Here is a 23,991-nt window from a genome sequence, read left to right as displayed (position 1 = left end):
TTGTAGTCGTTCCATCGGGTTATACACAGGGCTATGCCGGTTTTTTGAACACGGTTACAACAAAGATCGAAGTGTACCAATTGCCAGTCGATATATCAGGCAATTTCGACTCTCCGTTCTTCGATCCGTCTCAAACCGCTGTTATTCCTTTGCCGACTGGCACAGTCAATATCGGTAATGTGTACGTATACAGCGAAGGCAGCTCCCCGCCGCCACCGGATCATCCCTAGATATCCGGCTATTGAAATGCCATTGCAATAACGATGATGTAATAGGAGGCTTTATCATTTCGATAGCCTCCTATTAAGATTGGGTATGCTTTGTCATTAGAAACATACGAAGGAATGGCAGGAGTGGGTACTTGGTCAACAGCGTCCTTTGGTTAAAAAAACATAGACGTATCTTAAGCTGGAGCGCTCTGGTCTTAATCATCGCTTTTGGGATCTATTCCCTTAAGCGGGTAGATCCATTCAGTTATTTGACCCGTTCCTTTTACGAAGCGGGGATGGGACCAGTTGGGCTTCGGATGGATGAGGTGCAGTTAAAGCTTCAATCCAAAGGAATCCCTGTCCTATCCATGACCGCCGCACGAATTGATGGGACACGCAATCGTCAGCTTTGGCAGGTTTACAATGTTAAGAGCGCGAGCCTTTTTGATAAAGGGAAACCCACTGCTACTTTCTCATCCGCTACTGCAAAATATGACACCGGAAGTCGTACCATCACTGCAGAGGATAGCTCTCTCGAATTCAAACAAGGCAAACTAAATATCAAATCCATGGTATGGCGTCAGGACCAAAAGACCATCTTTGCAGCTCAACCGAGTGGCACTCTTCGCGATGGCCCCATAAAAGCACAAACGGCTGAAGTTCGTCTCAAAGAAGGAATTATCATTGCCGAACAAGGCGTCTGGCAGCCTAAATCGAAAGAGAAAGTCCCCCTTACGCTAGGGTGGGATCATTTTCAAGCGGAACAAAAGAGCAAAGTTGCGGTTATGGAAGGCGTTTCTATCTCGGACGATGCCATAAAAGCGAGCGCCGATCATGCTGACTACCAAATGGATACTAGCCGTATTATTGTAAGTGGAAATATCAGGATAGTCGCTTCTGATACCGTCTTATTAGCTGAAACACCATCTAAACCGACTCCACCTAATGAGAGTAACAAGACTCGCCTAGGAGCTATTACAGCCTCCAAAGCTATTTTCGATGAAGCCGCAGGCTTATACCACCTCGAGGACTTTCAACTTATTGACGGCGATACCACTTTGAAGGCCGAGCGGGGAAATTACAATAAGAAAACAGAAATCATTGAAGCTACCGGCAGCCTAATGATGAGCGACCCCAAAATCGAAGTACATGGCGATAAGCTCACAATGGAGAGGAAACGCAAGTACGCCTTGGTGACAGGCAATCTCAATATTATTATTAAGTCTAAGAAAGACACTTCCAAACAGGACGACCAATCCCTGACTGAAGCTAAAAATCATCCGATTACTATCACCGCTGAAAAGCTCGAATATTACTATGGCTCAAAACGTGTTGCCGACCTGACTGGCGCTGTTAAGGCCAGACAGCAGCTCGATAAAGGGCATTGGCGCAACTTAACCGCCGATAAGGCTCGTTTCGATCGTGACGCGGAGACCCTGACTGTTATCGGAAATGTGGTTTTAACCGATGATGAAGGGGCAGAGCTACATCCCCAACTTCTCATCGTCTATACAAAAGAAGGCGCGGAAAAAGTCGAGATTCACAAACTCGATAAAGGTAGAAATGTTATCCCCCTGAAAGATACGGATGATAAAGAAGAGACTGCGCCCCCGCCTTTCACACCAGAATCAGCTTCAAAAACACCATCGAAATAAGCATTTTAACATAATTTTTCTTTTTTCAAGCACTTTTGCTGTATAATATTAACTGTGAGTATATGATAAAATTTACTCATAACATTTTGCTTTTACTTGTGCTTACCGTTATTTTATACGGATTGGTTTAACTAAAAAGAGAATTTAAAAAGGCATTTCGTGTCGTTACTCATTCCGATTGTTATGTTGGAAATTGCAATTTAGGTTTATACCGTAAAACGTTTTTTCGTCTTATTTATTCCTTCGTAATAAAGTCGGTTCTTATAATCGTAATTAGTATGTCTTTATAGTTAAAGCGCAATTCAAGATAGAAGCCAAACCTTCAATCAGGTTAGGGCGTGGTATTTTTTACCACGCCCATTTTTTTTCTGCTTGATTTGAGAAAGGCCCTTCGTTGACACACCTGCTCAACAAGCGATATAATAACCTACCGTAAGTTCAGGTTCCACTCTCTCGGGCGCATGGCTCAGCGGTAGAGCACCTCCCTTACAAGGAGGGGGTCACTGGTTCAAATCCAGTTGCGCCCATTTTATATCTTAACCTTCTCCTTCCTCTAATAATATTTCATCTCACCCTGGGCAGGGCTTCAGGCAATATCGATGTAATTACGCAATCAAACTTTACGTCTTCTGCTAACTTAAACTCAGCTCCAAAAAAAGTCTTAAATAATCTGTCTCTTTGCAGGAATCTTTAAAGTTACTCGCTAATATTCTTTATATAAGATTCTTTTCCAATCGAAGGATGGTGCGCTATGAGAAGAGCTTTGCTTTTAACCTGGCTATTATTTGCTTCTTGTTGTTTTTCTCAATCCGATTATTGGGAGCTTCGCTCCTCAAAACCTGTATTCACAACTACCGAACAGCCCAAAATAACCGTTGGTTTTGGAGGACAGGCGCGAAAGCTATCGGTACAAGTCTTTTACTTTCCAACCGATGTTGCCACTCAGATCGGGAAAAGTAAAATCAAACCGAAGCTGGTCGCAACACTTAATCCGAAATTGCGTTCAAAAGGTAAAAGAACTTACACGGTGAGCGAATTTGTAGTCCCTGTGAATCAGCCTGGATGGTACAAAGTTTATGCTGGCCTCGGGAAAGCTAAAGCTGAAACGGAATTCTGGATTAGCAATATTGGCTTGGTTGCCAAAGGGAAAGCAGGCGGCGCAGTTATTTGGGTTGTCGACCGAATTACGAACAAGCCTGTCACGAATGCGACTATTTCATATATAGACTCCGAAGGATATCGCGTACAATCCGGCATTACGGACAGCAATGGACTTCAAGAACTGAAGCTGTCTGAGAAATCGCGTACTGTTGAAGCTCGTATAGGACAGCACTACTCCGTGCTCAATTTATACGAAAACAGCGCGTTCAATCCAACCTCGATCTACCTTTACACGGATCGTCCCATCTATCGGCCCGGTCAAACAGTCTATATAAAAGGCATCGCTCGCCACGTTCAGAATGGCGATTACCAAAACGCGCCCAACGAAAAAGTCGATTTGACGGTTAAAGATAACTCCGATGTTGTGATTTATCAACAGTCTCTTACGACAAATTCTAATGGAACTTTTAATTCGGAACTCAAGCTGCCTGATAAAGGGGCGGTTGGGGAATATTCGGTAACCGCTGAATTTAACCAAATCCAAAACCAAGCCTATTTCTCTATCTCGGAATATCGCAAACCGGAATATCGTCTCGATGTGACGATGGTTCCGAATATGGTGATCACGGGCGATCCGCTGGTGGCAAGAGTTGAAGCCAAATACTACTTTGGTGGCGGGGTAAAAGGAGCAGTAGTCGAATGGTATGCCTATGTTCGCGAAAGTTATAGCGATTGGGCTTCTTTTGCGCCGCGTTCGGTTGAAGATTCAAACGCTCCGTTCTGGGAAACACCCTCTACTGATGACGAGTCAGATTATGGTGACGGTGGATATGGCGAAGTGCGCCTAGAAGGTAAAGCCACCACCAACGCAGACGGAATCGCTCTCATTCAGCTACCCTCACGGTTTAAAGGCCATACCTACACAAGGCCAGTCACGATGGAAGTCAATGTGACGTTGAAGGATGTGGCTGGAAGAGAAAAAGACGACACAGCCTCGGCTTCAATCCTGCCTGCTCAACGATTTGTCGTTCTTTCGACTGAAGATTACGTAATCGCTCCCGATAAAACGGTGGGCATTCTAGTGCGTTCGTATAACGCGATTCCATCCCAACCAATTTCCGCTCAAGTTCATGTGGATGTCTACCGAACCTGGTGGGCGAAAGAAAAGAATAAGTGGGTCGAAAAGCGATCTAGAGCCAATACACCCTCTGTGGTTACAACCGACACTAATGGTAAATATCGTATCGCCTTTACGCCGCGAAAAGCGGGCAGTTATCGTATTTTCGCCACTATCACGGATGGGCACGGGCGTCAATCAACTAGTAATGATTACCTTTGGGTAACCGGCGACCAGGGTGAACTTGCGTGGGCTGATGAGAGTCACGGTCTGGATGTCATCGTTAACCGCAAAGAGTTGAAAGTCGGAGAGCCTCTGCGAATACTCATCAAAACCGCCCCAGAGAGCGCTGATGTGTGGTTCTCGCTTGAAGGAAATGCCAATTTTGAAAGCCGCATCGTAAAAACACACAACCATGAAGCGGTTATTGAAATTCCGATTGAAAACCGTTTTCTTCCTAATATCTACATATGGGCCGGTTATGTTAAAAATGGGAAACTGGCTCAACGAGTTCAATTAGTAATGGTCCATTCGCCAACCAGGCTTCTGAATGTGTCCGTCACTTCAGATAAACCTGAATATCTGCCCCGCGAAACCGCTGTTTATACAATTGAAACCCGTGACCTAACCGGCAGCCCAGTCTCAGCGGAAGTCAGCATGGGCGTAGTGGACGAAGCGATCTACGCCCTCGCCAGAGACCGCGCAACGGATATACGAACGTTCTACTATGGCCCGCAGTATAATCGCATCTCCACAGCGATCTCGCCATCACTCGAGTACTTCGTCAAAACGCGTCTTGCCAGAGTTAAAGAATCTAAGATAAGCCGCGATGTCAGGAAGAATTTCAAAGACACAGCCTTTTGGACGCCGACTGCCCTAACAAACGAGGAAGGCCGCGCCCAGATATCCGTTACTTTGCCCGATAACCTGACCGAATGGCGGGCAACAGTGCGCGCAGTCACCTCTGATACTGCGGTCGGTCAGACAACGAAGAGTATCAAAGCCAACAAACCTCTTATTGCCCAGTTGGAACTACCTCGTTTCGTCGTTCAGGGCGATGAGTTCCACGTGATTGGTGTTATTCGCAACACAACTCCTAGCCCGATAACGGTTGATATTGAAATCGCAATGGAAGGCGATAACCTCAAGCTTAATGCGCCATTAAAACAGACTCTCACCGTTTCGCCCGGCAGTGATCAACGCATTGACTGGCCAACGACTGCAACGGCAACAGGGCCGGCGATCATCACATTCACTGCTCAAAGTGACCCGTATGACGACTCGATGCAACTGCCACTCCAAGTTCAGCCATACTCTAATATGCGTTTCAAGGTAAATACAGGTATAACGCCGACGGGCGCAAGCGGAACGTTCGAAATTCCCTCCGACAGCAACCCTCGGATTAATCACTATGAGCTGCACCTGGCTCCTTCTCTGCTATCGCTGGCATTTGATGCCGCGGATGCTTTATATGCCTATCCCTATGGTTGTATCGAGCAGACAACCAGCCCTGTTTATGCCAACCTTGCCCTACTCGATGCAATAAATTCGATGAAATTCGAAAGACCGGAATTCGAAGCAAAGCTGAAGGAAGCGGTTCGGGTATCAATTAAACGAATACGTGGGATGGAAGGCTACGATGGCGGCTGGGGATGGGGTACTTACAGCGAAACTGATACCTATTGGACCGCCTACGTCATCCAAGCCCTCACGAATGCCGAACGCGCTGGCTTCACTATCGACCGATACAGTCTTGGTCGTGGGATGGAAACTCTCGCCCGCCTAACGAAGCAAATTGACGTCAATCCGCCGGTTAAAAGTAAGTTCAAAAAGAAGTGGCAATATGAGATTGCAGTGGCGAAAATGCGATGGAATCTCCATGAGAAAGCCCGCGCGCTAAACGTGCTAGTTGATAGAGACCCCCAGACCTACACCTCAGCTATTCTGCGGCTTTATGACCGCGAGGACGAGCTTTCGAACACCGGCAAGACCTACCTGATCAAATCCCTCATTCGCATCGGCGCAAATGACAAGGCTTTGGAAATACTCAATGATCTCAAAAAAGTAGTGAAAGGCTCGGGAGTAAACGCTTATTGGAAATCGGAATCGGATATTTATTGGTACTTCGGAGAGGGAGACGCCTTTGTGACCGCTTCAATACTCCAGTGTTTCTTGAAGCTCACCCCAGATGACCCGATTATCGACCGCGGCATCTATTGGCTTACCCTTCAACGAGAAGGGCGCATGTGGGTTTCCACAAACGATACCGCTCAGGTTGTTCGCGCTATCGCTCTTTACTCTCGAATTCGAGGGCAAAAGCCTTTCCTTGGCAACGCTTCGATAATGCTGAATGGTCAGGTCGTGAAAGAAATCAACTTCACGCCTGATAGCGCCTTTCAAGCTGAACAAGTTATCGTTGCCGATAAAATTTTGCTTAAGGAAGGCCAAAACCAGTGGGGCTTCAATCTGAACGGTGAAGGCACGATGCGCTATGCAAGTTTGGCTCGATATAGTATCCCGATTGAGCAAAATGTTCAAGAAGTGCACGGTCTGCGCATCGAACGAACCTATCTCAAGCAAATTCATATACCCGTCAAACAAGGAAAAGGACGCGACGCTTACATTGATGAAACCTTTAAGTTCGTTCCATTCTCCGGGCAAGCGAAAGCCGGTGATGAAATCGCAGTCAAAATCGTCGTAAATTCCGCTACTAAGCTTAGGCATGTTCTCATTGAAGACCCGATACCTGCCGGATTAGAACCAATAAATGAAGAAGAAAGCCGATACATGTATGAAGGCTTGAGACCGGATTATTCGAGTGATGAAATGCTATACGGCTACGCACAAATCGAATATCACGACGACCGCACTGCCGTGCTAGTAGAAACGCTTCCCGAAGGCAAACAAGTCTATTATTACCTGCTTCGGGCGGTTACACCCGGGATATTCCGAGCCGCCCCAACAAAAGCTTATCAAATGTATATGCCCGACTGGAGAGGCAGCGGTCGCTCAAATCGCTTAACGGTTCAAAAATAGATATGTGTTACCGATTGTTGTGTTTCATGTTGGTATTTAGCGTAATCGCGGCTGCTTTCTGCTCTCCTTCACGGAATGCAGCAAAGCAACCGCAGATACGCTATCAGTTAGATACAAAGCCTATGCCCAAAACGCTTTCGGAGTTCTCAACCCATGTCGAAACTTCAGAGAAATCGCGTAACGCCAATATTCGACTGGCAGCCTCTCATATTAACGGTCTTGTGCTCAAGCCGAAAGAGACCTTTTCATTTAATAACATTGTTGGCGAGAGAACTGAAGTATTAGGTTACAAAAACGCTCCGACGCTCACTAGTTTTGGTAAAATCGAAGGTATTGGTGGCGGTATTTGCCAACTCGCGGGAACGATATATAACGCCGTTCTGCTGGCTGATCTTGAAATCATCGAAAGGCACCCCCACGGGCTTCGAGTTCGCTATATTGCGGCAGGAAGAGATGCAACCGTCTCGCCTGTTGATGACTTGAAGTTTACTAACACTCATTCAGGGCCAATTCGATTAGTGGTTTACTTAAAAGGACCACGCTTGATCTGCCAAATCGAGTCGACAGCCCCACTCGGTAAACAAGTGGATATAAACGTCGAGATAAGCCGGCTTCCGGACGGCAACATGCTGGCTCGCACTTATCGTCAGATATCACAAAAAGGAAAAGAAGTTCAGCGAGAAGCGATTTCGGAAGATGTCTACCCAATTCCGCACAATTAGCGCTTTTAGATTTGGCGTAACGCTAGAAAAACGTGCATAATAGAGAATGATATGGAAGAACAGCTTGATTTTGATTTAGAAGCCGTACGCGCACTCGCAAAATTGGTTAAGGATCACCGTCTAACAGAGTTAACGGTCGAATCCGGCGATTACACCGTGCAGCTAATACGGCATATGGAATCAGTGGCGATTACTGAAGAGGCAGCGAAACTTCATCCGACTACTCCCGAAGTAGCGCCCGAAGTTCATGGTGTCCCTATCATGGCCCCTGCTTCAGGTGTATATTATCGGTTCCCTTCCCCTAACACGCCTGCGTTTGTTGAGGAAGGTGATATTATCGAACCTGGCCAGGTAATCGGACTAATTGAAGCGATGAAAACCTTCAACGATATTCCGTCGCCAATCGGCGGTAAAGTACTTCGAGTCCTTGCACAAAATGGTCAGCTTGTTAACCATAACGATATCTTAATGCTTATTGGACCGGCGGAGATTCCTGGTGAGTTCTGAAATTAAACTTGGCATTCTTGGATTGGGGGTAGTCGGCAGCGGCACCGTTGAGTTGCTTCGCCAAAACGCCGACATCATCGAGCAAAAAACGGGCGCAAAGATCATAATCAAAAAGATTGCTGTCCGTCATATCGACAAACCCCGTTCCGTTAATGTCGACCGCTCTCTTCTCACTGACAACTCTTACGAAATCCTCGATGATCCAGAAATCGATATTGTCTGTGAGCTAATCGGCGGCATCGATCCTGCTCATGAATTAGTCCTGCGTGCGCTTGAAAACAAAAAGCAAGTCGTGACGGCCAACAAGGAGCTTATCGCCAAGCATGGCGCTGAGCTGATGAATAAGGCCAACGAAAGCAAACTGGATTTCCAATTTGAAGGCAGCGTCGGCGGCGGCATCCCGATTATTCAGCCAATGAAAAACGCGCTTGCTGGTAATCAAGTACAAGCAGTGATGGGGATTGTGAACGGCACCACCAACTATATTCTGAGTCAGATGGCTGACGAAAACAAAGATTTCAACGCCGCGCTTGCAGAGGCGCAGGAACTTGGATACGCCGAAGCCAATCCTACCAATGATATTGATGGTCATGACGCAGCTTACAAACTCGCTATTCTTTCGAGTATCGCCTTTACCACCCCTGTGGACGAAGCTGCGATCTATCGCGAAGGCATTGCCAAAGTCCAACTACGCGATATCCAGGTAGCCCGCGATTTAGGCTATGTCATTAAGCTTCTAGCTATCGCCAAGTCAAACGGTAATGGCTCCATACAGGCACGCGTTCATCCGACATTCCTCCCAAAACACCATCCATTAGCTGCCATTTCAGGGGTCTATAACGCAGTCTACATTCATGGTGATTTCGTCGGCGATGTGATGTTTTATGGCCAAGGCGCAGGCAGCAAACCGACCGCAAGCGCTGTCGTTGGGGACATCATGGATGTTGCCAGAAACCTAAATAATGGATCAACAGGCCGCGTCCCCTGCACCTGTCATGAACTTCATGCAATCACCCCGATTGAAAAAATAGTCAGCAAATACTATTTCAGAATGATCGCAACCGACCGTCCAAAGATGCTGGCGAGTATCGCCAACGTATTTGGTAACTGCGGAGTAAGTATCGAAGCAGTGCAACACCGCCCCATCAGCCGAGGCCGCATCGAAATGGTCTGGATCACCCACAAAACCGAGGAGTCCAAATTCACCCGCTCCGTCAGCCACATCAGCATCCTCTCAGTAACAGAAAAGATCGCTAACTGGTTTAGAGTAGAAGAAGAAGACATCTAAACGTGTGGGGGATAGGTGATGGGTGCTGGGTGCTGGGTGGTAGGGGATAGGTGGTAGGGATCGAGGCACGAAGCACGAACAGGAACCCCGATCTTTTCCAAGGAAATGTGTAGGGGTAGTTTCCGGAATCTTTCTCTTTCTCTTTCTCTTTCTCCTTCTCATTCTCAAATCCGTGTCCCTGAGTAGGCCTCCGGGCCATATCGAAGGGCGGATAGGATATGAGTAAGTTTTAGGAAGGGATTGCCACGGGGCACAAGGCATCCCTCGCAATGACACGAATTAAAAATGCTTCGGCAGCGGAACTATCGCTCTGCTACCGAAGCATCGAGTTTTTTCTGAAAACGCACTACGTACTACGATTCTTAGTTCTTTCGTTCCAACCAAGCGTTAATATCATCGCTGTTGATGAATTCTACGTTCGGAGCGGAGGCTTCGAAGAACTCAGAAAAAGAAGTTCCAGCCAAGTCGCCGGATGCGACGAATTCTTGGAACATCGCTTGGAGAGCTTCATCTTCGGCTGGTTTCGTGGGAAATGCATCGACCCAAAGTCCAACTTCTTCTTCAGACGTTAAGTAGGATATTGCAACCACAAAAAAACTTGAAGGCAACGTACTGCCTGCCGCTTGCCCACTTCCGCCTGCTGCGCGAGCTGTCGCAGGTTCACTGATCATTGGTTCAGGATAATCTGTCCAGTAGCCCGGCATCATTATAAAACCCGCCGTTTTGAGCGCTTCAACAAGTGCGTCAAAATCAGCATCACCCGTTTGAGCAGCCTGACCGGAAATGGGACTAAAAGACGTTCTACCATCGAACAGCAAATCCGTAACTACAATCATATGCTGCATTGGAACGGCATAGGATAAACGGTAGCCGCTCCCGCCTTGCGGCAAGCTAAATTTTGAAAAAAATACTGCCTGTGTCCCAGAACTATCCGACCGAAGTAAATTAAGCGTCTCTACAAAATTATCACTAGTAACTGTCAAAATCATCTTTAATACTCCTCCAACAGGCCCCCCCAAGCAAGCCTAATTCCAAGCCTTATTATGCACGCTTCTAATGGTGAATGGATACTACTTCACGTACAAATGAAGCTTGACAAATTTCCCTTGTGACGCTTACTTACCGATCAGCTTTTTCGATTTTGGGTTCCTTGTTAACCAACTGCACATTCGTATAGTGGCTAAGAGAAGGAACCAAGCCAAAAAAGGGGAGCCAAAACCTACTACTGTTGATTCGGCCGGCTCTTGGCTGGCGGGGGATATTTGGGTGACAGGTTTCATGGCAGCCATTTGCTTATGCTTCGCAACACCCGGAGCAAGCTCGGTTATGTGCTTCCAATAGGAATCGTTGCTTTCATAAACGATAATCACATTCGTTAGCCCTCGCTGAGGACGAGCTAAGTAGGAACCTCGGTAGTGTAGACCAGTTGAAGCCCCGCCATCGAATGCGACGGCATCACTGACACCCAGCTTTTTGATGGCCTGCGCAAAACGGGTAAGGTGGACTTGGTGATTAGTCGCAATGAGGAGAAGTTTGCCGTTATTGGTGCGAGCAACTGCAGTTCGCGCTTTGAGTGCATAGAGGGAACGGTCTCGAAAACCCTCCGACCATGGTTTCACATATAATTTGCCGTGTCGAATTAACGAGATACCGCCGCTGAATAGAGTCTCGAAGCCGGAACAATATCTCTCACGCTTTGGACCGAACTCAAGTAACCCTTCAGTCGTGACCCCAAAGGAAGTGCCAACACTGCGGCCATGATTGACTTTAAGCTGACCGATGACAATATCGCCAACCGGCACGTTGCTCTTTATGCTGAAGAAGGTGCCTGTAAGCGCTGCCGTCGGTTGGAGACGATGCATCATCGAGTTGAAACCCTCTCGCCGTCCTATCCCACCGGAGGCAAGAGCGCCCGTCACCCTGACCTGTGGGTCATGGATGTCAATTACAACGATATGCATCGATACCCCATTTAGCTGACGGACATAATAACCTATGCTGCGTTCATTTCCAAAGCTAGTGGTCTGGAACAGCAGCATAAGCGTCAGAGCGGACAACCAACGGACAGATAGTTTACTCACTGTAGATCCCCCCTTAGGGAACCGATTATTAAGTGATTCTGATGCTGACTCAAGCTGTTCCAATTATCATACGATAGGACTTTGCTTGAAATTAGCCAATCAATGTTATTATCGTACAAATTTTGAATTTGCATCACATCATAATTGACAGAAAATTGCAGAAAACGGCAATCCAATTCACACCATAGGATGCTTAGAGAGGTACAAATATTCCCTTCTTCATATTGTTCTCATTTGGCCATAACTCAGGCAGAATGAGGACATATCGGGATATTTCATGATATTTCAAGATAGGTATAGAACGGATACAACAACTGGTTAAACATGGCTCTTTTCAGGCAAAATTTGACAAATTTAGACATCCATGGTAAAATGCCGAAACTACATAAGCCGAGAAGGAGGGAAAATACTTGGCAACACTACGTATCGTAGCAAGAGCAAGTCTGCTCCTCATTCTGACTATGTCAGCCATTGGCTGGGTAGGCGCGAAGGGTAAAGCGTCTACAAAATCGATAGCGCAAAACAATAGCAAGGTGATCGAAGTTGATTACCCGCTGATGTATGTGCGCTCGAAACTACCCTACCAGACGATCTATCAAAAGGCCCCGAAAGGGCAGTCCAAAATGATCGTTCCGGTTCAGGCAGGACGCGTTGGTGAGCACTATAAGTGTTATGTGTTAATGGGAAAGAGCTTGAATTCAGAAAAAGTTCTCGTTCATGAGCGCAAAGCCCCACCTCGCGACGCCATCTACTCCGTAAAATCTCGCTTGAGCGAACCAAGAGTGCTCGCTTCTCGTAGCGGGATGTATGACCGAAGTCGATGCATCGTAATGATGGCCACGGCTTATGACCCAAGTCCAGCTAGTTGCGGCAGGGGTGCAACCGGTCGCACAGCAAACGGTATGAAAGCAGGTTATGGGGTTGTAGCAGTTGATCCTCGCATTATACGCCTTGGGACACACCTTTATATCGACGGATATGGCTATGCCATCGCCGGAGATACGGGGGGAGCCATCAAGGGAAGGCGAATCGATCTCGGCTACAACACAAACCGCGATGCACACCGATTCGGACGTAAACGAGTCCGCGTTTATGTCCTCAACTAATGAACGGAATCTTAGCTCGCCGCGCATCGTGCGTGAGTTACTTGCCAAGGAAGGCATCCGTCCCCTCAAACGATGGGGACAAAACTTCTTAGTAGACCTCAACACCCTCAATCGAATTATTGACGCTGCCAATCTTCTCCCGAATGATGGCGTCCTTGAAATAGGGACCGGATTAGGAACACTCACCCAAGCTCTTGCCACAAAAGCTGAAAGAGTTGTCACCGTCGAAATCGACCCCCTCCTAAAGCGCATTCTCGAAACCACACTCTCCGAAACGATGAATGTGACAATCATCGAAGGTGATTTCCTTAAGATAAAACTAAATGAGTTGATTGCGCCGCTAGGTCAACGCCCAATCCGAGTGGTCGCGAATGTTCCCTACTACATCACTTCTCCTATTATTGAACGGTTGCTGGAGCACAAAAAAGATTTCACCCGTATCGTTTTGTTAGTCCAAAAAGAGTACGCCGCACGCCTATCCGCTGCACCCGATACTCCCGAATACGGCGCACTCACTCTATTTGCCCAATACCATTCCCATGTTGTAACAGAACTCATGGTTTCGAAGAACGTCTTCTACCCGTCACCGGAAGTCGATTCAGCCGTTGTCTCGCTAACCCCCATCCCGCCACGCCTATTGCCTGAGGTTGAAAGAGTATTCTTTCTTTGCACCCGCGCGGCATTTAGAGCGCGCCGCAAGACAATCATTAATGCCCTCACTGCAGGATTGTCGGAAGAGTATAGCCGTCAGACAATTTCAGAGGCTTTGGAGCATGTCGGTATCAACCCGAATCGTCGAGGCGAGACGATGGGCTTAGTCGAATACCTTAATTTAGCAGAATACCTCTCAGGCCATTGAATTCGATTTAGCTTCGGATTGACTAGTATAAATACCAGTTCTTCTTCTTTCAGCTTCGAACACGTGTGATTTGGCACGAAATTTGTTATATTAGATAATAGAAGATTTGGAGAGCAGAGCCTGCCACGCAAGCCCTGTAAATCGAGAAAGAGAAAATTAGGTAATAAACCTAAGACGTGTAATACCCTCCATTAGGGAACGACTATGGGCAGTCGTTCCCTTTACTTTTTGTATTGGACTACTTGCTCATCTCGTTCTTCTCGCTATGCCCGAGCCGAGCCAAGACAATCGCGCCATACACACCTGCTCGAGTGCCTAACTCCGCAAGTTTAATCGGAGCCGGAGGCATGATTTTGCACATTCGGTTAAGTTCTATATGCAGCGGAGTCATCAACATATCCCCACGCTGAATCATTCCCCCGCACAGCACAAATATCTCAGGACAGACAAGCGCATTCACATTCGTAATTCCCCACGCCAGAAAGTAGGCGATCTCCGCCCAAAACTTCGGGTCATCAATCTGGTCTGGGTCTTTACCGGTCTTCTTTCGAATTGCCCAGGCAGAAATAAAAGACTCAAGGCATCCACGAGAGCCGCAAGTGCATTCTGGCCCCTCCGGATTGAGCATCTGATGCCCACCCTCCACATCTTCACGTCCATGATAAATATGGCCGCCTTTTATGGTAAAAAAACCAATTCCAGTTCCCAAAGTAAAGCCAGCAGCTATATCATAGCCTCGTCCTGCCCCTAGCACCGATTCAGCCAATCCTGCCACATTCGCGTCATTGTCAACAAACACAGGGCAACCTAGGTCATTCCCCATCTCCGTGTAATAAATATGTTTCCAAGGGATATTGGGTGTCCAAGGGAGATATCCTTTGCGCCAATCCAACGGCCCAGGAGAGCCAACACCAAAGCCTTTCGGTTTGCCGCCTGCCAACTCACGAGCAACTGCAATCATCTGCTCACGAGCCGCCGGATAATCCGGTGGGGTCACAAAATCTTTCGAAATAAACACCCCATCCCGAAATGTGCCGATCTTAATCGACTGCCCGCCAATATCTGCGCCCACGTAGCCTTCTAGCTCAGTAATATCCATTTTAATCTCCTTAACCGCTCAGCTTCGCCAAACGCGCCTGCACTTCATTGGCAAACCGGTCAATATAGCTCTGGATAAACTCCTCAACATTAAGTGTTGAATCTTCAACCAGACCCGTTAAGTCCATCGCAAAGTTCAGGTGAGTGGTGGTATCAACACCGTGGGAAGAATAATAGGTAGCATGAGCGCGTCTTCGTCCCATAGTAGCTATGTCATATCGCTTGCCGCCGCATATTTGCGAATCAAAAACTCCCAACAACGCCGCTGCCAAGTTCTCATGAGCCGATACATCCATCGGTACTTTATCCGAATCGGTCATCCAATCCAGATCACGCCAGACTTCGCATCCAAGAACCTGCTTTGGTCTCATCTCGACCGGCAATTCACGCAAAGCGTTAATAAGACGAAGCGTTACAGCTACATGCGTATCATGCTTATCGGCAAAGTTGTGGGTATAAACAACTTCTGGCTGGGCGGCTATCAGCAACTCTTTCAAATCATTCTTCACATCTTCATTCTTGCCGTCTTTAACAGCGCTGCTGCCGTAGTCCAGCATCGCAATCGAGCCATACTCACCAACACAAGCCGCCTTCTTCTGCTCCTTGCGCCGTATGGCTTGCATTTCTACATCAGTGTAGTCTTTGTATAGGTCATCCCGAGGGCTGCCGCTGCCGTTGGTCACTACAACGCCCATAAACCACTTATCAGCCAACCCAAAGCAATTCAGGATGCCTTCATAAGCCATAATCTCCAAATCATCCTGATGCGCGCTAATTCCCATATGAGTAGTCCGCCCAATCGCGCTCAAAACCGCCAACTCATCCGGCACCCATATTTCCGCAGTACTATTCTTCAAGTTCATAATTTCCTCCCTATTAGCTGTTAGCTGTCAGCTATCAGCTTTCAGCTTTTTAATAAAAGTTGCTAACATACGTTTAACTTCAGTAACAGATAAATTCAAACTGTCATGTACTTCTCTGGATAGAAAATTAAGATCGTGCGCCAAGAGTAGATGATATTCCAACTCACTTGCTGACCCCATAGCTATCCGCATAAACCTTCCTAACTCAGCTTCACCATCTCTACCACAGCCTTCAGCAATATTCGCAGCGATTGATGCACTTGCCCTCCGTATCTGGTTAGTCAAGCCATAGACTTCTTCACGTGGGAATGGTACTGTAACTTTATATACATCCAAAGTCAGTTGGTGAGCCTTTGCCCACACTTTCAATTGTCGAAAATCACGCAAGCAATTCACCTTTTATTATTCAAAATAGCTGATGGCTGATTGCTGATGGCTAATAGCTTTTTACACCTCTGGCAAACTCGCTGCCGCTATCGATTGGCCTATTCGGCGGCTCTTTTCGTCTGGTAGATGCAGGCTTACCTTTGCTGCCAAGTCTGGGAATTCTTTCTTAAGAACCTCATTGGCCTTATCGAGAATGATTGTGCCGCCATCGCCGGAAGTCACTCGTCCTAACACCAACATGTGCTCCAGGTCGTAGAAATCTGCATAGTGAGCGACACCATAACCAAGATAGACCCCGATGGTCTCATAGACAGCCTTGGTGCGTGGATCGCCAGCTTTGTGAAGGTCTTGGAAGCTCTTGAGCTTTTCAGCCAAGCCTAAATTCTCATCTAAGTTAATCCCGGCTGCAGGCGCTAAGCGGAAGATGGCTTGCTGCGAGAAATACATCGCGCCTACTCCCGGATCGCCCGACCACTCATCTGCTGATGCCTCAGGTGAATAGTCAACAGGCGCAAAAGCCAGTTCATCCAACCAATTGGTGATGTTGCCTTCGGGCGTAACGTAACCGGCAGCCTCGCTTGAACCCATCGCAACGCCTATAATCGCATTCACACCCAAGCTCATCGAACCGGCCAACGCTGTTACCTCGCCATCGTTCGCAACTTCAAGAGGAACGTTCCACTCTTTTTTAATGCGCAAGAATAAATCTTTGACTTGGGATTCAAAAAGGTCTTTAGGAATACCCCTAAACAGCGAGGCGACCATCACGCGGTTGTTAATATATACCCCTGCTGAGCTGACACCGATGGCATCAACTCTCGGCATGTGGGATGCGGCTTTCTTTAGCGCCCCTACGATTTCGTTATAATGGTAGGCAGGGTCAGTTTGAGGACGTGGATGCCAGATGACCTCATCGCTGAATACCGCTTCCCCATCAATCACTGCCGAAACCTTGTGATCGCTTGCCCCTGCATCGAAACCTATTCGGCAACCGCCAAGATGACGGCCTAATGCCTTGCTCATCTCATTCGCAGGCGGGACCTTATCGGCATCAGTGATTTCGACCACAAAAGTATTCTCATAAACGCCGCCCATGAACTCAAAATCGAACTTGCGCGCACCCTCAGGCGAATAAACTTGCTTGATATGTTCGCCAATATCGCACGGGCCGCCTATGATGACCCGATACCCACCCCGTTGCCAAAGCAGAAACTTGACGATACGTTCAATATATTGATAATTGCCTTCCGACCCCGGTACTCCTGCAGGAAATACCTCGACAGGATATACCGACAAAGTGCCGTCACTACGACCGAGACCGATGACCAACGGTACACCTTGGCCGGATGCTTTTACTTTCTCACGAAACAACCGGTTAGCCAATGCCGCCGGTCGAAAAGTAGGATCTAATGGGGGCGTAATCCCCGGTTGAACTAATTCCATCATAACTTCAATCTTCCTCCCAATCTATCAGAAAGGATAATACCCTTCCATACCCTTTTAGTACCTAATCAAAAGCTACCAACCGATTGATCTGATGCTATTTTTTCGACTTTATCACCGTCAATCTGACCGGATTGGATACGACATAGTCATAACTCATGCCATTGAGGCTTCTCACACTCAGTGCAAGGCTAATTACATACTCACCGACAGCAGAAAAATCATACTCATCACTTAAAAGATACTTTTGCTGTATTGCCACACATGGTGGAATTTCTCTATTCTTGAAACTTTCAAATGCAAAGTGCCCAGCAGGTTTACGTGGAGTAAGCACACCTGACGGACCTCGAATGAAAACTTTATAAGTATTTCCAGGCGCTCCTTCGAAGATAGAACGAACTTTATCTGTTAAGTTTAGGACGGTGTGCTTAAGAAGCACAGGCTTTCCAGACGAAATTTGAGTTTGGTCGAACTCGACGTCAAGTTTATATCCTTCTGTAACAGCGCCTTGCTTTTTAGGCACAAATATTTCGGATAGGGATACATCACTTGGCATATCCAAAATTGTTAGGGTAGCCGTATTGGAGATTAAGTAATAATTTTTCTCATTAAGTTTGCCCATTGGTATGGATGCAGTGATTTGGTATGTCCCTGGGGTCGATAAATCGTAGTATCCACTAAGCATCATTTTTTGATTGAGTTGTTCGTGTGGTTGCAAAGGAAACGAGCTACCATCCCAACCTATAGTCGAAGTGTGTTTTATATCTTGTAGCGGGTTTAATTCGCCTTTTGGCCCTTTTATGAGTAGATCGAAATCTTTTTCAGGAGTCGATAAACCAATCCAAAGGATCCTTTCACCTGCATTTATTATCTGAAATTTTATACCAACCGGCTTTCCCTGTACGATAGTGGAAGAAGGATCGATTTCGACAACTAAATGAAGGCTATTTAAATCTTTTTCTCGCTGAGTTTTTTCTAAGGCGTTGTTGAGCTTAGTATCTGCATCAGCCATTCGTTTGTTAGAATTCTCTGATGCTTGTCTGTTGTTATCTTGAGCTTTGGGAGTCTTGTCCAACACCGTTAAAGCGACTGTATTGGACAAGACATGGTTATAATTATTCTGTTTACTGGAACGAACGTAACGAAGGAATGTTATCTGATAGATACCTGGTTCGAAATTCCCATATTGATCTGTGAGAGAATAAGCATATAGAATCTCGTCACCAGGCTTGAAATCAAATCGTGAGCCAGAAATGAAATTTAATGGTTCCGTCTTTTTTTGAGTGTAAATTCGACCATTTGGACCAATAACTAATGCAAAAAACCCGAGATAATTATCAGCCATTTTGAAACTAGGTTGAGCAATTCCTGATATGTTATGGCAACGAAGTCTTATTGTCACTCTATCGCCTTGATTAATGATTGAGCTCTTGACTTCGGCTTTCAGTTGAATTCCCTCGCAGAGAGCCCCACGTTTATCTAAAGCAAACAGTTCCTCTGGAATATCTCTTTGCTCATATTGTTCACTTGCCATTAATTGAGATACTGCAGCACAAGCACATAGTAGGACAACAGCAATGGTAAAGAATGGTAAAAATCCTTTTTGTACAGAAAAATCCATTTTTTCGCCTCCCTTCATCCTTAGACTGAAAGGGCATCTGAAAATGTTCATTTCTAGCAAATAATCGCAAAATGAACTGCATCAAATCTATAGCCGAGCAATCACTTTTCGATATAAACTCGGCATTGTGGCGCGGTGGTCACCTGCGAAATAGAAGCTTTCGCCGCCGTCTTGAACCGTTCGCACTAAGATTGTTTTCCATGGGCGATAATAATAGCGCGGATCATCCGTGGGAGCTTCCTGGGTGAGGTCACCTTCGAGTTTCATCAGGTCGAACACACCGGTTGCGAAATGGCGAATTTCTCGGCCTTCCTGTATCGCAACATTACGGGCCATCGACAATGCCTTCAAATAAACTTCCGGCCCCATCACCGCCGAACCGAAACATAAAAGCACCCCGCCCTCAAGCTGTGACACAGCATGAGCGTAAACGAGAAAATCGGTATATGAAGCTGTGCCTATCGCTGCGCCGTCGCAATTAGGATGCTGGTGAATGATGTCATACCCAATCCCCACATGTACCGTTACGGGCACCTTCAATTTATATCCGGCAGCCAATATGCTGATTTCTTCGTGTGGGTATCCGCCCGATGAAATCATCCGCCCGATGGCTTCACCATAACCGATACCATCCAGCGCCGCTTCTTTAGCCGCTTCATTCAGCCGTCCGGCTTCTTCCCAAAGCCCAAATTCGCCCTTTTTTATATAGCGCTTAACGCTCTCGCTCGTCCCGCCAACAAGCGCCAAATCGCTGTCATGAATCGGGCCAGCCCCATTCATCGCCACATGAGTGACCATTCCGCGCTTCATCATATCGATGACAAAGCGGCTAAGCCCCACCTTAATCACATGCGCGCCCATCATCAAAATAACAGGGCGCTTATTTTGAACCGCCTGCGCCATCCTATCAGATAGGGTATCGAGGTTAGGATGCTCAAAAACAGGTGTAGTATCAGTAAGTTCAAAAAGATCGCAAACGTGCACATCATGTATCCGCTCATCCAACGGGCGGAGTTGAAGGCGTTTACGATCGAATATTGGATAAGGCATTAATCTCCTCCGTGACAATTCAAGCACACAGCCACAGTACACCCAATTTTGGCCTATCCTATCCCTCAAGTCAAGATTTTATAGAATGAGTTACTCTAATGAAAGGTATTATCGATATATGCGTAAAGAAGTAATTGTAAAAGAAGACGGACGGCTCCTCTACATCTATTGGTTCGAAGAGGAATCAGTGCAAACCCAAGAATCTGAAGCTGTCAAGAAGCAAAAATAAAAAATTGGAGCAAAGGGGACTCGAACCCCTGACCCCTTCCATGCCATGGAAGTGCTCTCCCAACTGAGCTATTGCCCCACGTCAGACCACGTATTATAGCATGACGCAGATTTCCTATGCAATCCCTCAGATTGAGCGAAGAATAGGTCTGCTATGAATTTAAAGCTTTTGGGCTATAAAAAGGCGGGTTAAATATTGACGGTCGATGTAGCCGCCATGGTGGTTGATAGTCTTACGTAAAGCCTCGCAAACTGTTTGCCGCTTTTCTTCAGATAAAGCGATATGGTCGGAATAGGTGCAGGTAAGACGCACATACTCATCAGCTGATAATCGTCTTGTCCAAGGATAACGTTTGGCAATTGGCGAGGTAAACAAACCGGATTCTCTTAGTTCCTTCTCTCGATCACCTATCACACTCTCTTGAGAATGCTTATTCCCTCGACGATCCATCTCAGGAGCAAGCTTTATATAGACCTCTCGAATGGCATCATAAACACCACCTGATGGTTTTGCATCGCCATTCCAAAAAAGAGCAAGCCATCTCTTTTCTTTAAGCGCCTGAGCACAACGTGAATATCCAACCTCAGCAGGTATCCAGTGAAAAGCCGAGCCGGATATGACTAAATCGAAAGCCCCTTCTTCGACCTCCCAATCTTCGAAAATTACATTCAAAATGGTTGCATTCGGATAATCCTTCAGGTTCTGCCGGGCGCGTTCGGCTAGATTTGCTCCAAGTTCTAAAGACAGTATCTCAAACCCCTTTTTCGCAAACCCAAGCGTCGCCTGACCAGTTCCTGCGCCAACTTCAAGTATCCGTCCTCCTTGGGGCACTCCTGTGATGGAAATAATATCTTCAATCATCTCCGCCGGATATCCTGGCCGAGCCTCGTTATAAAGGTCAGCCACCGTGTCAAACAACACTCGCCGTTCAACCTGTCTAGTCATCATTGGTCCTTTACATAGCCTAAGCGTAAAAAGATATTACCATGACCGATTATAATGATATACTGAACAAATGGCCAACTAAAACGTCTTTAATAATAGTAACTTAAATTCAGCCTGGATTTAAGCTCGTCTATAAGAATTTTTGTAGATTTCCAAAACAGAAACGGAGGATGTAGCATGAAGAAACGAAATATTGTAGTTATTCTGGCATTGATTCTTGCTCTGACTGTCAGTATAGCAGTTGCGCAACGCGGACGTGGCGGTCCTGGAATGGGGAGAGGACCCGCAGCAGTCAACCAAGCCAATCCTAATTGTCAAATGGGACAACCGACAGGAATGGGTAAGGGTATGGGAATGGGGATGGGTATGTTCTCGATGATGGCTCGTGATTTAAACCTAAGCCAAGAACAAACGACAGCGTTGCAAGAGGAATGCAAGAAATGCATGACCGAAACGCAAACGCAAAGATCCGAAATGCAGGCGAAGATGAAAGAGATGGCTCTGTTAATCCTTGCCGACACCCCTGATAATGCAGCCATCCAAGCTAAGCGCGGCGAGATACAGTCCTTACAAACAGAACTTGGCAACTCGATGATCGATCACATGCTAGTTGGCTCCAGCGTTTTGAACGCTGAGCAAAAAACGAAGCTGCGCGACAAAATTAGCAAGTGCCAAAGTTTCGGCCCTGGAATGGGGATGGGAAAAGGCCCCGGCGGTCCCGCCCCTATGAGAGGTAGTTGCCCTATGGGTGGACCCAACAGCGGAATGCCTGGCAACGTCACAAAATGAGCTAAATTACTTCAAATAAAAGCCTCACCTATATTCAGGTGAGGCTTTTTGCTATGTCGTTAAGATATTACTGAGCGTTTTTCAAGCGAAAAGCCAATAATAGCTTATAGTAATCACTACAACATTACCGAGCGAGCTTACAGGAGTAATGTTTTAACTTTCGAAAGACTCAATAAGTAAAGTATCTTGGGACGCTTATTTTCCCAACTAAAATAAAGCTACAACACGGATAGGAGAAGTTACATGGCAATCAATGGAAAGTATGGTTTCATCTTATGTTTTGTGTGCATAGCAGGTGTGATACTTACGCCAGATGTGCAGGGCACCATCATCCGCAACAATGAAAAGACTGTCAGTGCAATCGTTCATAGTGGGGCCAGCTTTAGTATTTACCTTACCGATGCTGAAGAAGCGGACAAATGCGTCGAACGCGGCCTTGCTTATAACAAAACCCACGAATATGACAAGGCTCTCGCTGAGTTCGACAGAGCCATCGCTCTTGATCCACAGGCTCCAAGCGCATACAACTGCAAGTCATCGGTGTATATCTCTCTTGAAAAATACAATCTGGCGCTTGATAACGCAAATACGGCCATCGAGCTCGATTCGAGTTGGGCATCGCCCTATAACAATCGCGGTACGGCCTATTTGTTCCTAGACAAAAATGACTTGGCGCTTGCCGACTATAATAAATCAATCGAACTCGACTCAAAGATCGCTCTAGCCTATAGCAACCGAGGCTGCGTCTATCTGCGAAAGAAGATGTACAGTGCTTCATTGGATGACTGTAATACAGCCATTTCTCTTGACCCTGGGCTTTATCTGGCATATTACAACCGAGGATCTGTCTATTTCGATCAAGCAGAATATAGCAAAGCAATCCCCGATCTGGATAAGGCAATCGAATTGAATCCCGGGTATTCAAGCGCTTATTTAACTCGCGGTTTGGCTTACTACCGTATAAAAGACTACGATCGCGCCATCAGTGACTATGATAAGTCCATCGCCCTTAAACCAACCTCTCCCGCCTATTTCGACCGCGCGCTTGCCAGAGCAAAAAAAGATCAAGATGATCTGGCGATTATGGACTACGACCAGGCGATCGTTCTAGATCCAAAAGATCCCGATTCCTACTATAACCGAGCCCTTGCCTATGATAGAAAGCGAGATCGCGACAAGGCAATTTCTGACTTCAGTAAATTTATCGATCTCAGTCCACAAGACCCTGATGGTTATTACAAACGAGGGTATGACTATTGGCGGACCGGCAAATATGACCTCGCTATCATCGACTTTGATAAAGTCATCTCGCTCGACCCCGAATACAGCAGCGCATATTTAGGACGTGGGATGGCGTATGATGATAAAAAAGACTTCCTGAAAGCAATCGCCGATTATACCAAAACGATTGAACTCGACCCGAAAGGATCATCCGCCTATTATAACCGTGGGCTTACGTACGATAACACAAAGGATTACTACAAAGCCATTGCCGATTACTCAAAGTTTATCGAGCTTGCCCCGGAAGACCCCGATGGATATACCCGTCGAGCAATGGACTATAAGATCAAAGGTGACTATGACTTGGCGGTAGCGGATTACGAAAAGTCCATTTCAATCAACGCGAAAGACCCCTATGTTTACAATAAACGCGCTGCCCTTTGGGTCACAATGAAAGACCTGAAAAAGGCAGCAGCGGACATAAAAAAGGTTCAAGCGCTAGGCGGAAAACCCGATCCCGAAGTAGTAAAAGCCCTAAAACCAGCATCCAAATCACCAAAGAAACCTATTAAGAAACGAAAATAATAACTCCAAACAGCCTCCCCCCGCACGGAGGCAGAAGAGGGTTTCGGAAACTTGTTTCCGTTCTTACGGCCAGAAATTG

At 46.6% G+C, this 23,991-nt stretch carries 19 protein-coding genes and 2 tRNA genes; 11 read left to right on the top strand and 10 right to left on the bottom strand.

Annotated features, from left to right (window positions below; translation table 11 throughout):
• The 7 genes from WCO51_00785 to WCO51_00755 all read left to right on the top strand — a co-directional run.
• Window positions 1-230, top strand: a 230-nt coding sequence (locus tag WCO51_00785; GenBank protein ID MEI6511796.1) for a hypothetical protein, incomplete at its 5' end; no start/stop codon positions are given.
• A gap of 131 nt (window positions 231-361) precedes the next feature.
• Complete coding sequence (locus WCO51_00780) at window positions 362-1,864, top strand: LptA/OstA family protein (protein ID MEI6511795.1); 1,503 nt, start codon at window positions 362-364, stop codon at window positions 1,862-1,864.
• Between the two features lie 455 nt (window positions 1,865-2,319).
• Window positions 2,320-2,391 (top strand) — tRNA-Val (locus WCO51_00775).
• 224 nt (window positions 2,392-2,615) lie between these two features.
• Complete coding sequence (locus tag WCO51_00770) at window positions 2,616-7,118, top strand: alpha-2-macroglobulin family protein (GenBank protein MEI6511794.1); 4,503 nt, start codon at window positions 2,616-2,618, stop codon at window positions 7,116-7,118.
• Window positions 7,119-7,144: 26 nt separating this feature from the next.
• A complete protein-coding gene (locus tag WCO51_00765; protein ID MEI6511793.1) occupies window positions 7,145-7,840 on the top strand; it encodes a VanW family protein in 696 nt (231 codons plus the stop codon).
• 51 nt (window positions 7,841-7,891) lie between these two features.
• Window positions 7,892-8,347 carry a biotin/lipoyl-containing protein gene (locus WCO51_00760; GenBank protein ID MEI6511792.1) on the top strand — a complete coding sequence of 152 codons (456 nt, stop codon included), beginning with the start codon at window positions 7,892-7,894 and terminating at the stop codon, window positions 8,345-8,347.
• On the top strand, window positions 8,337-9,635 hold the full coding sequence (locus WCO51_00755) for a homoserine dehydrogenase (GenBank protein ID MEI6511791.1): 1,299 nt from the start codon (window positions 8,337-8,339) through the stop codon (window positions 9,633-9,635). The genes WCO51_00760 and WCO51_00755 overlap by 11 nt, the downstream gene beginning before the upstream one ends.
• Window positions 9,636-9,997: 362 nt before the next feature.
• Here WCO51_00755 and WCO51_00750 read toward each other — a convergent pair whose 3' ends face one another.
• Entirely contained in the window at window positions 9,998-10,624 is a 627-nt protein-coding gene (locus WCO51_00750; protein MEI6511790.1) for a hypothetical protein, read from the bottom strand.
• A gap of 126 nt (window positions 10,625-10,750) precedes the next feature.
• Window positions 10,751-11,716: a phosphodiester glycosidase family protein gene (locus tag WCO51_00745; GenBank protein MEI6511789.1), complete on the bottom strand. Its 966-nt coding sequence runs from the start codon at window positions 11,714-11,716 to the stop codon at window positions 10,751-10,753.
• 410 nt (window positions 11,717-12,126) lie between these two features.
• On the opposite strand from WCO51_00745, the gene WCO51_00740 reads away from it, so the two are divergent.
• Together WCO51_00740 and rsmA are read left to right on the top strand one after the other, a co-directional pair.
• Window positions 12,127-12,822: a 3D domain-containing protein gene (locus tag WCO51_00740; protein MEI6511788.1), complete on the top strand. Its 696-nt coding sequence runs from the start codon at window positions 12,127-12,129 to the stop codon at window positions 12,820-12,822.
• Window positions 12,809-13,681 (top strand): 16S rRNA (adenine(1518)-N(6)/adenine(1519)-N(6))-dimethyltransferase RsmA, encoded by an 873-nt coding sequence (gene rsmA / locus WCO51_00735; GenBank protein MEI6511787.1) that lies wholly within the window; start codon window positions 12,809-12,811, stop codon window positions 13,679-13,681. The genes WCO51_00740 and rsmA overlap by 14 nt, the downstream gene beginning before the upstream one ends.
• A gap of 238 nt (window positions 13,682-13,919) precedes the next feature.
• On the opposite strand, the gene WCO51_00730 is transcribed toward rsmA, so the two are convergent.
• From WCO51_00730 to WCO51_00695, 8 genes are all read right to left on the bottom strand, one after another.
• Window positions 13,920-14,780 (bottom strand): ROK family protein, encoded by an 861-nt coding sequence (locus tag WCO51_00730; GenBank protein MEI6511786.1) that lies wholly within the window; start codon window positions 14,778-14,780, stop codon window positions 13,920-13,922.
• A gap of 10 nt (window positions 14,781-14,790) precedes the next feature.
• The gene (locus WCO51_00725; GenBank protein MEI6511785.1) at window positions 14,791-15,642 is read right to left on the bottom strand and encodes a PIG-L family deacetylase; all 852 of its coding nucleotides are present in this window, start codon (window positions 15,640-15,642) and stop codon (window positions 14,791-14,793) included.
• Window positions 15,643-15,669: 27 nt separating this feature from the next.
• Window positions 15,670-16,038 (bottom strand): four helix bundle protein, encoded by a 369-nt coding sequence (locus tag WCO51_00720; protein ID MEI6511784.1) that lies wholly within the window; start codon window positions 16,036-16,038, stop codon window positions 15,670-15,672.
• 51 nt (window positions 16,039-16,089) lie between these two features.
• The gene (locus WCO51_00715; GenBank protein ID MEI6511783.1) at window positions 16,090-17,475 is read right to left on the bottom strand and encodes an ROK family protein; all 1,386 of its coding nucleotides are present in this window, start codon (window positions 17,473-17,475) and stop codon (window positions 16,090-16,092) included.
• Between the two features lie 94 nt (window positions 17,476-17,569).
• Complete coding sequence (locus WCO51_00710; protein MEI6511782.1) at window positions 17,570-19,093, bottom strand: hypothetical protein; 1,524 nt, start codon at window positions 19,091-19,093, stop codon at window positions 17,570-17,572.
• Between the two features lie 87 nt (window positions 19,094-19,180).
• Window positions 19,181-20,143 (bottom strand): hypothetical protein, encoded by a 963-nt coding sequence (locus WCO51_00705; GenBank protein MEI6511781.1) that lies wholly within the window; start codon window positions 20,141-20,143, stop codon window positions 19,181-19,183.
• A gap of 234 nt (window positions 20,144-20,377) precedes the next feature.
• Window positions 20,378-20,450, bottom strand: a tRNA-Ala gene (locus WCO51_00700).
• An 81-nt stretch (window positions 20,451-20,531) separates the two neighbouring features.
• Window positions 20,532-21,320: a class I SAM-dependent methyltransferase gene (locus WCO51_00695; protein MEI6511780.1), complete on the bottom strand. Its 789-nt coding sequence runs from the start codon at window positions 21,318-21,320 to the stop codon at window positions 20,532-20,534.
• Between the two features lie 174 nt (window positions 21,321-21,494).
• Between WCO51_00695 and WCO51_00690 the strand changes: the two genes are divergently transcribed.
• Together WCO51_00690 and WCO51_00685 are read left to right on the top strand one after the other, a co-directional pair.
• Window positions 21,495-22,106 (top strand): periplasmic heavy metal sensor, encoded by a 612-nt coding sequence (locus WCO51_00690; GenBank protein ID MEI6511779.1) that lies wholly within the window; start codon window positions 21,495-21,497, stop codon window positions 22,104-22,106.
• A 243-nt stretch (window positions 22,107-22,349) separates the two neighbouring features.
• On the top strand, window positions 22,350-23,912 hold the full coding sequence (locus tag WCO51_00685; GenBank protein MEI6511778.1) for a tetratricopeptide repeat protein: 1,563 nt from the start codon (window positions 22,350-22,352) through the stop codon (window positions 23,910-23,912).
• Window positions 23,913-23,991 lie beyond the last annotated feature (79 nt).

The organism is bacterium, assembly GCA_037131655.1.
GTDB lineage: Bacteria > Armatimonadota > Fimbriimonadia > Fimbriimonadales > JBAXQP01 > JBAXQP01.
Note: the sequence above shows the minus strand (reverse complement) of the source record. Positions and strands in the feature narration are given on the sequence as shown.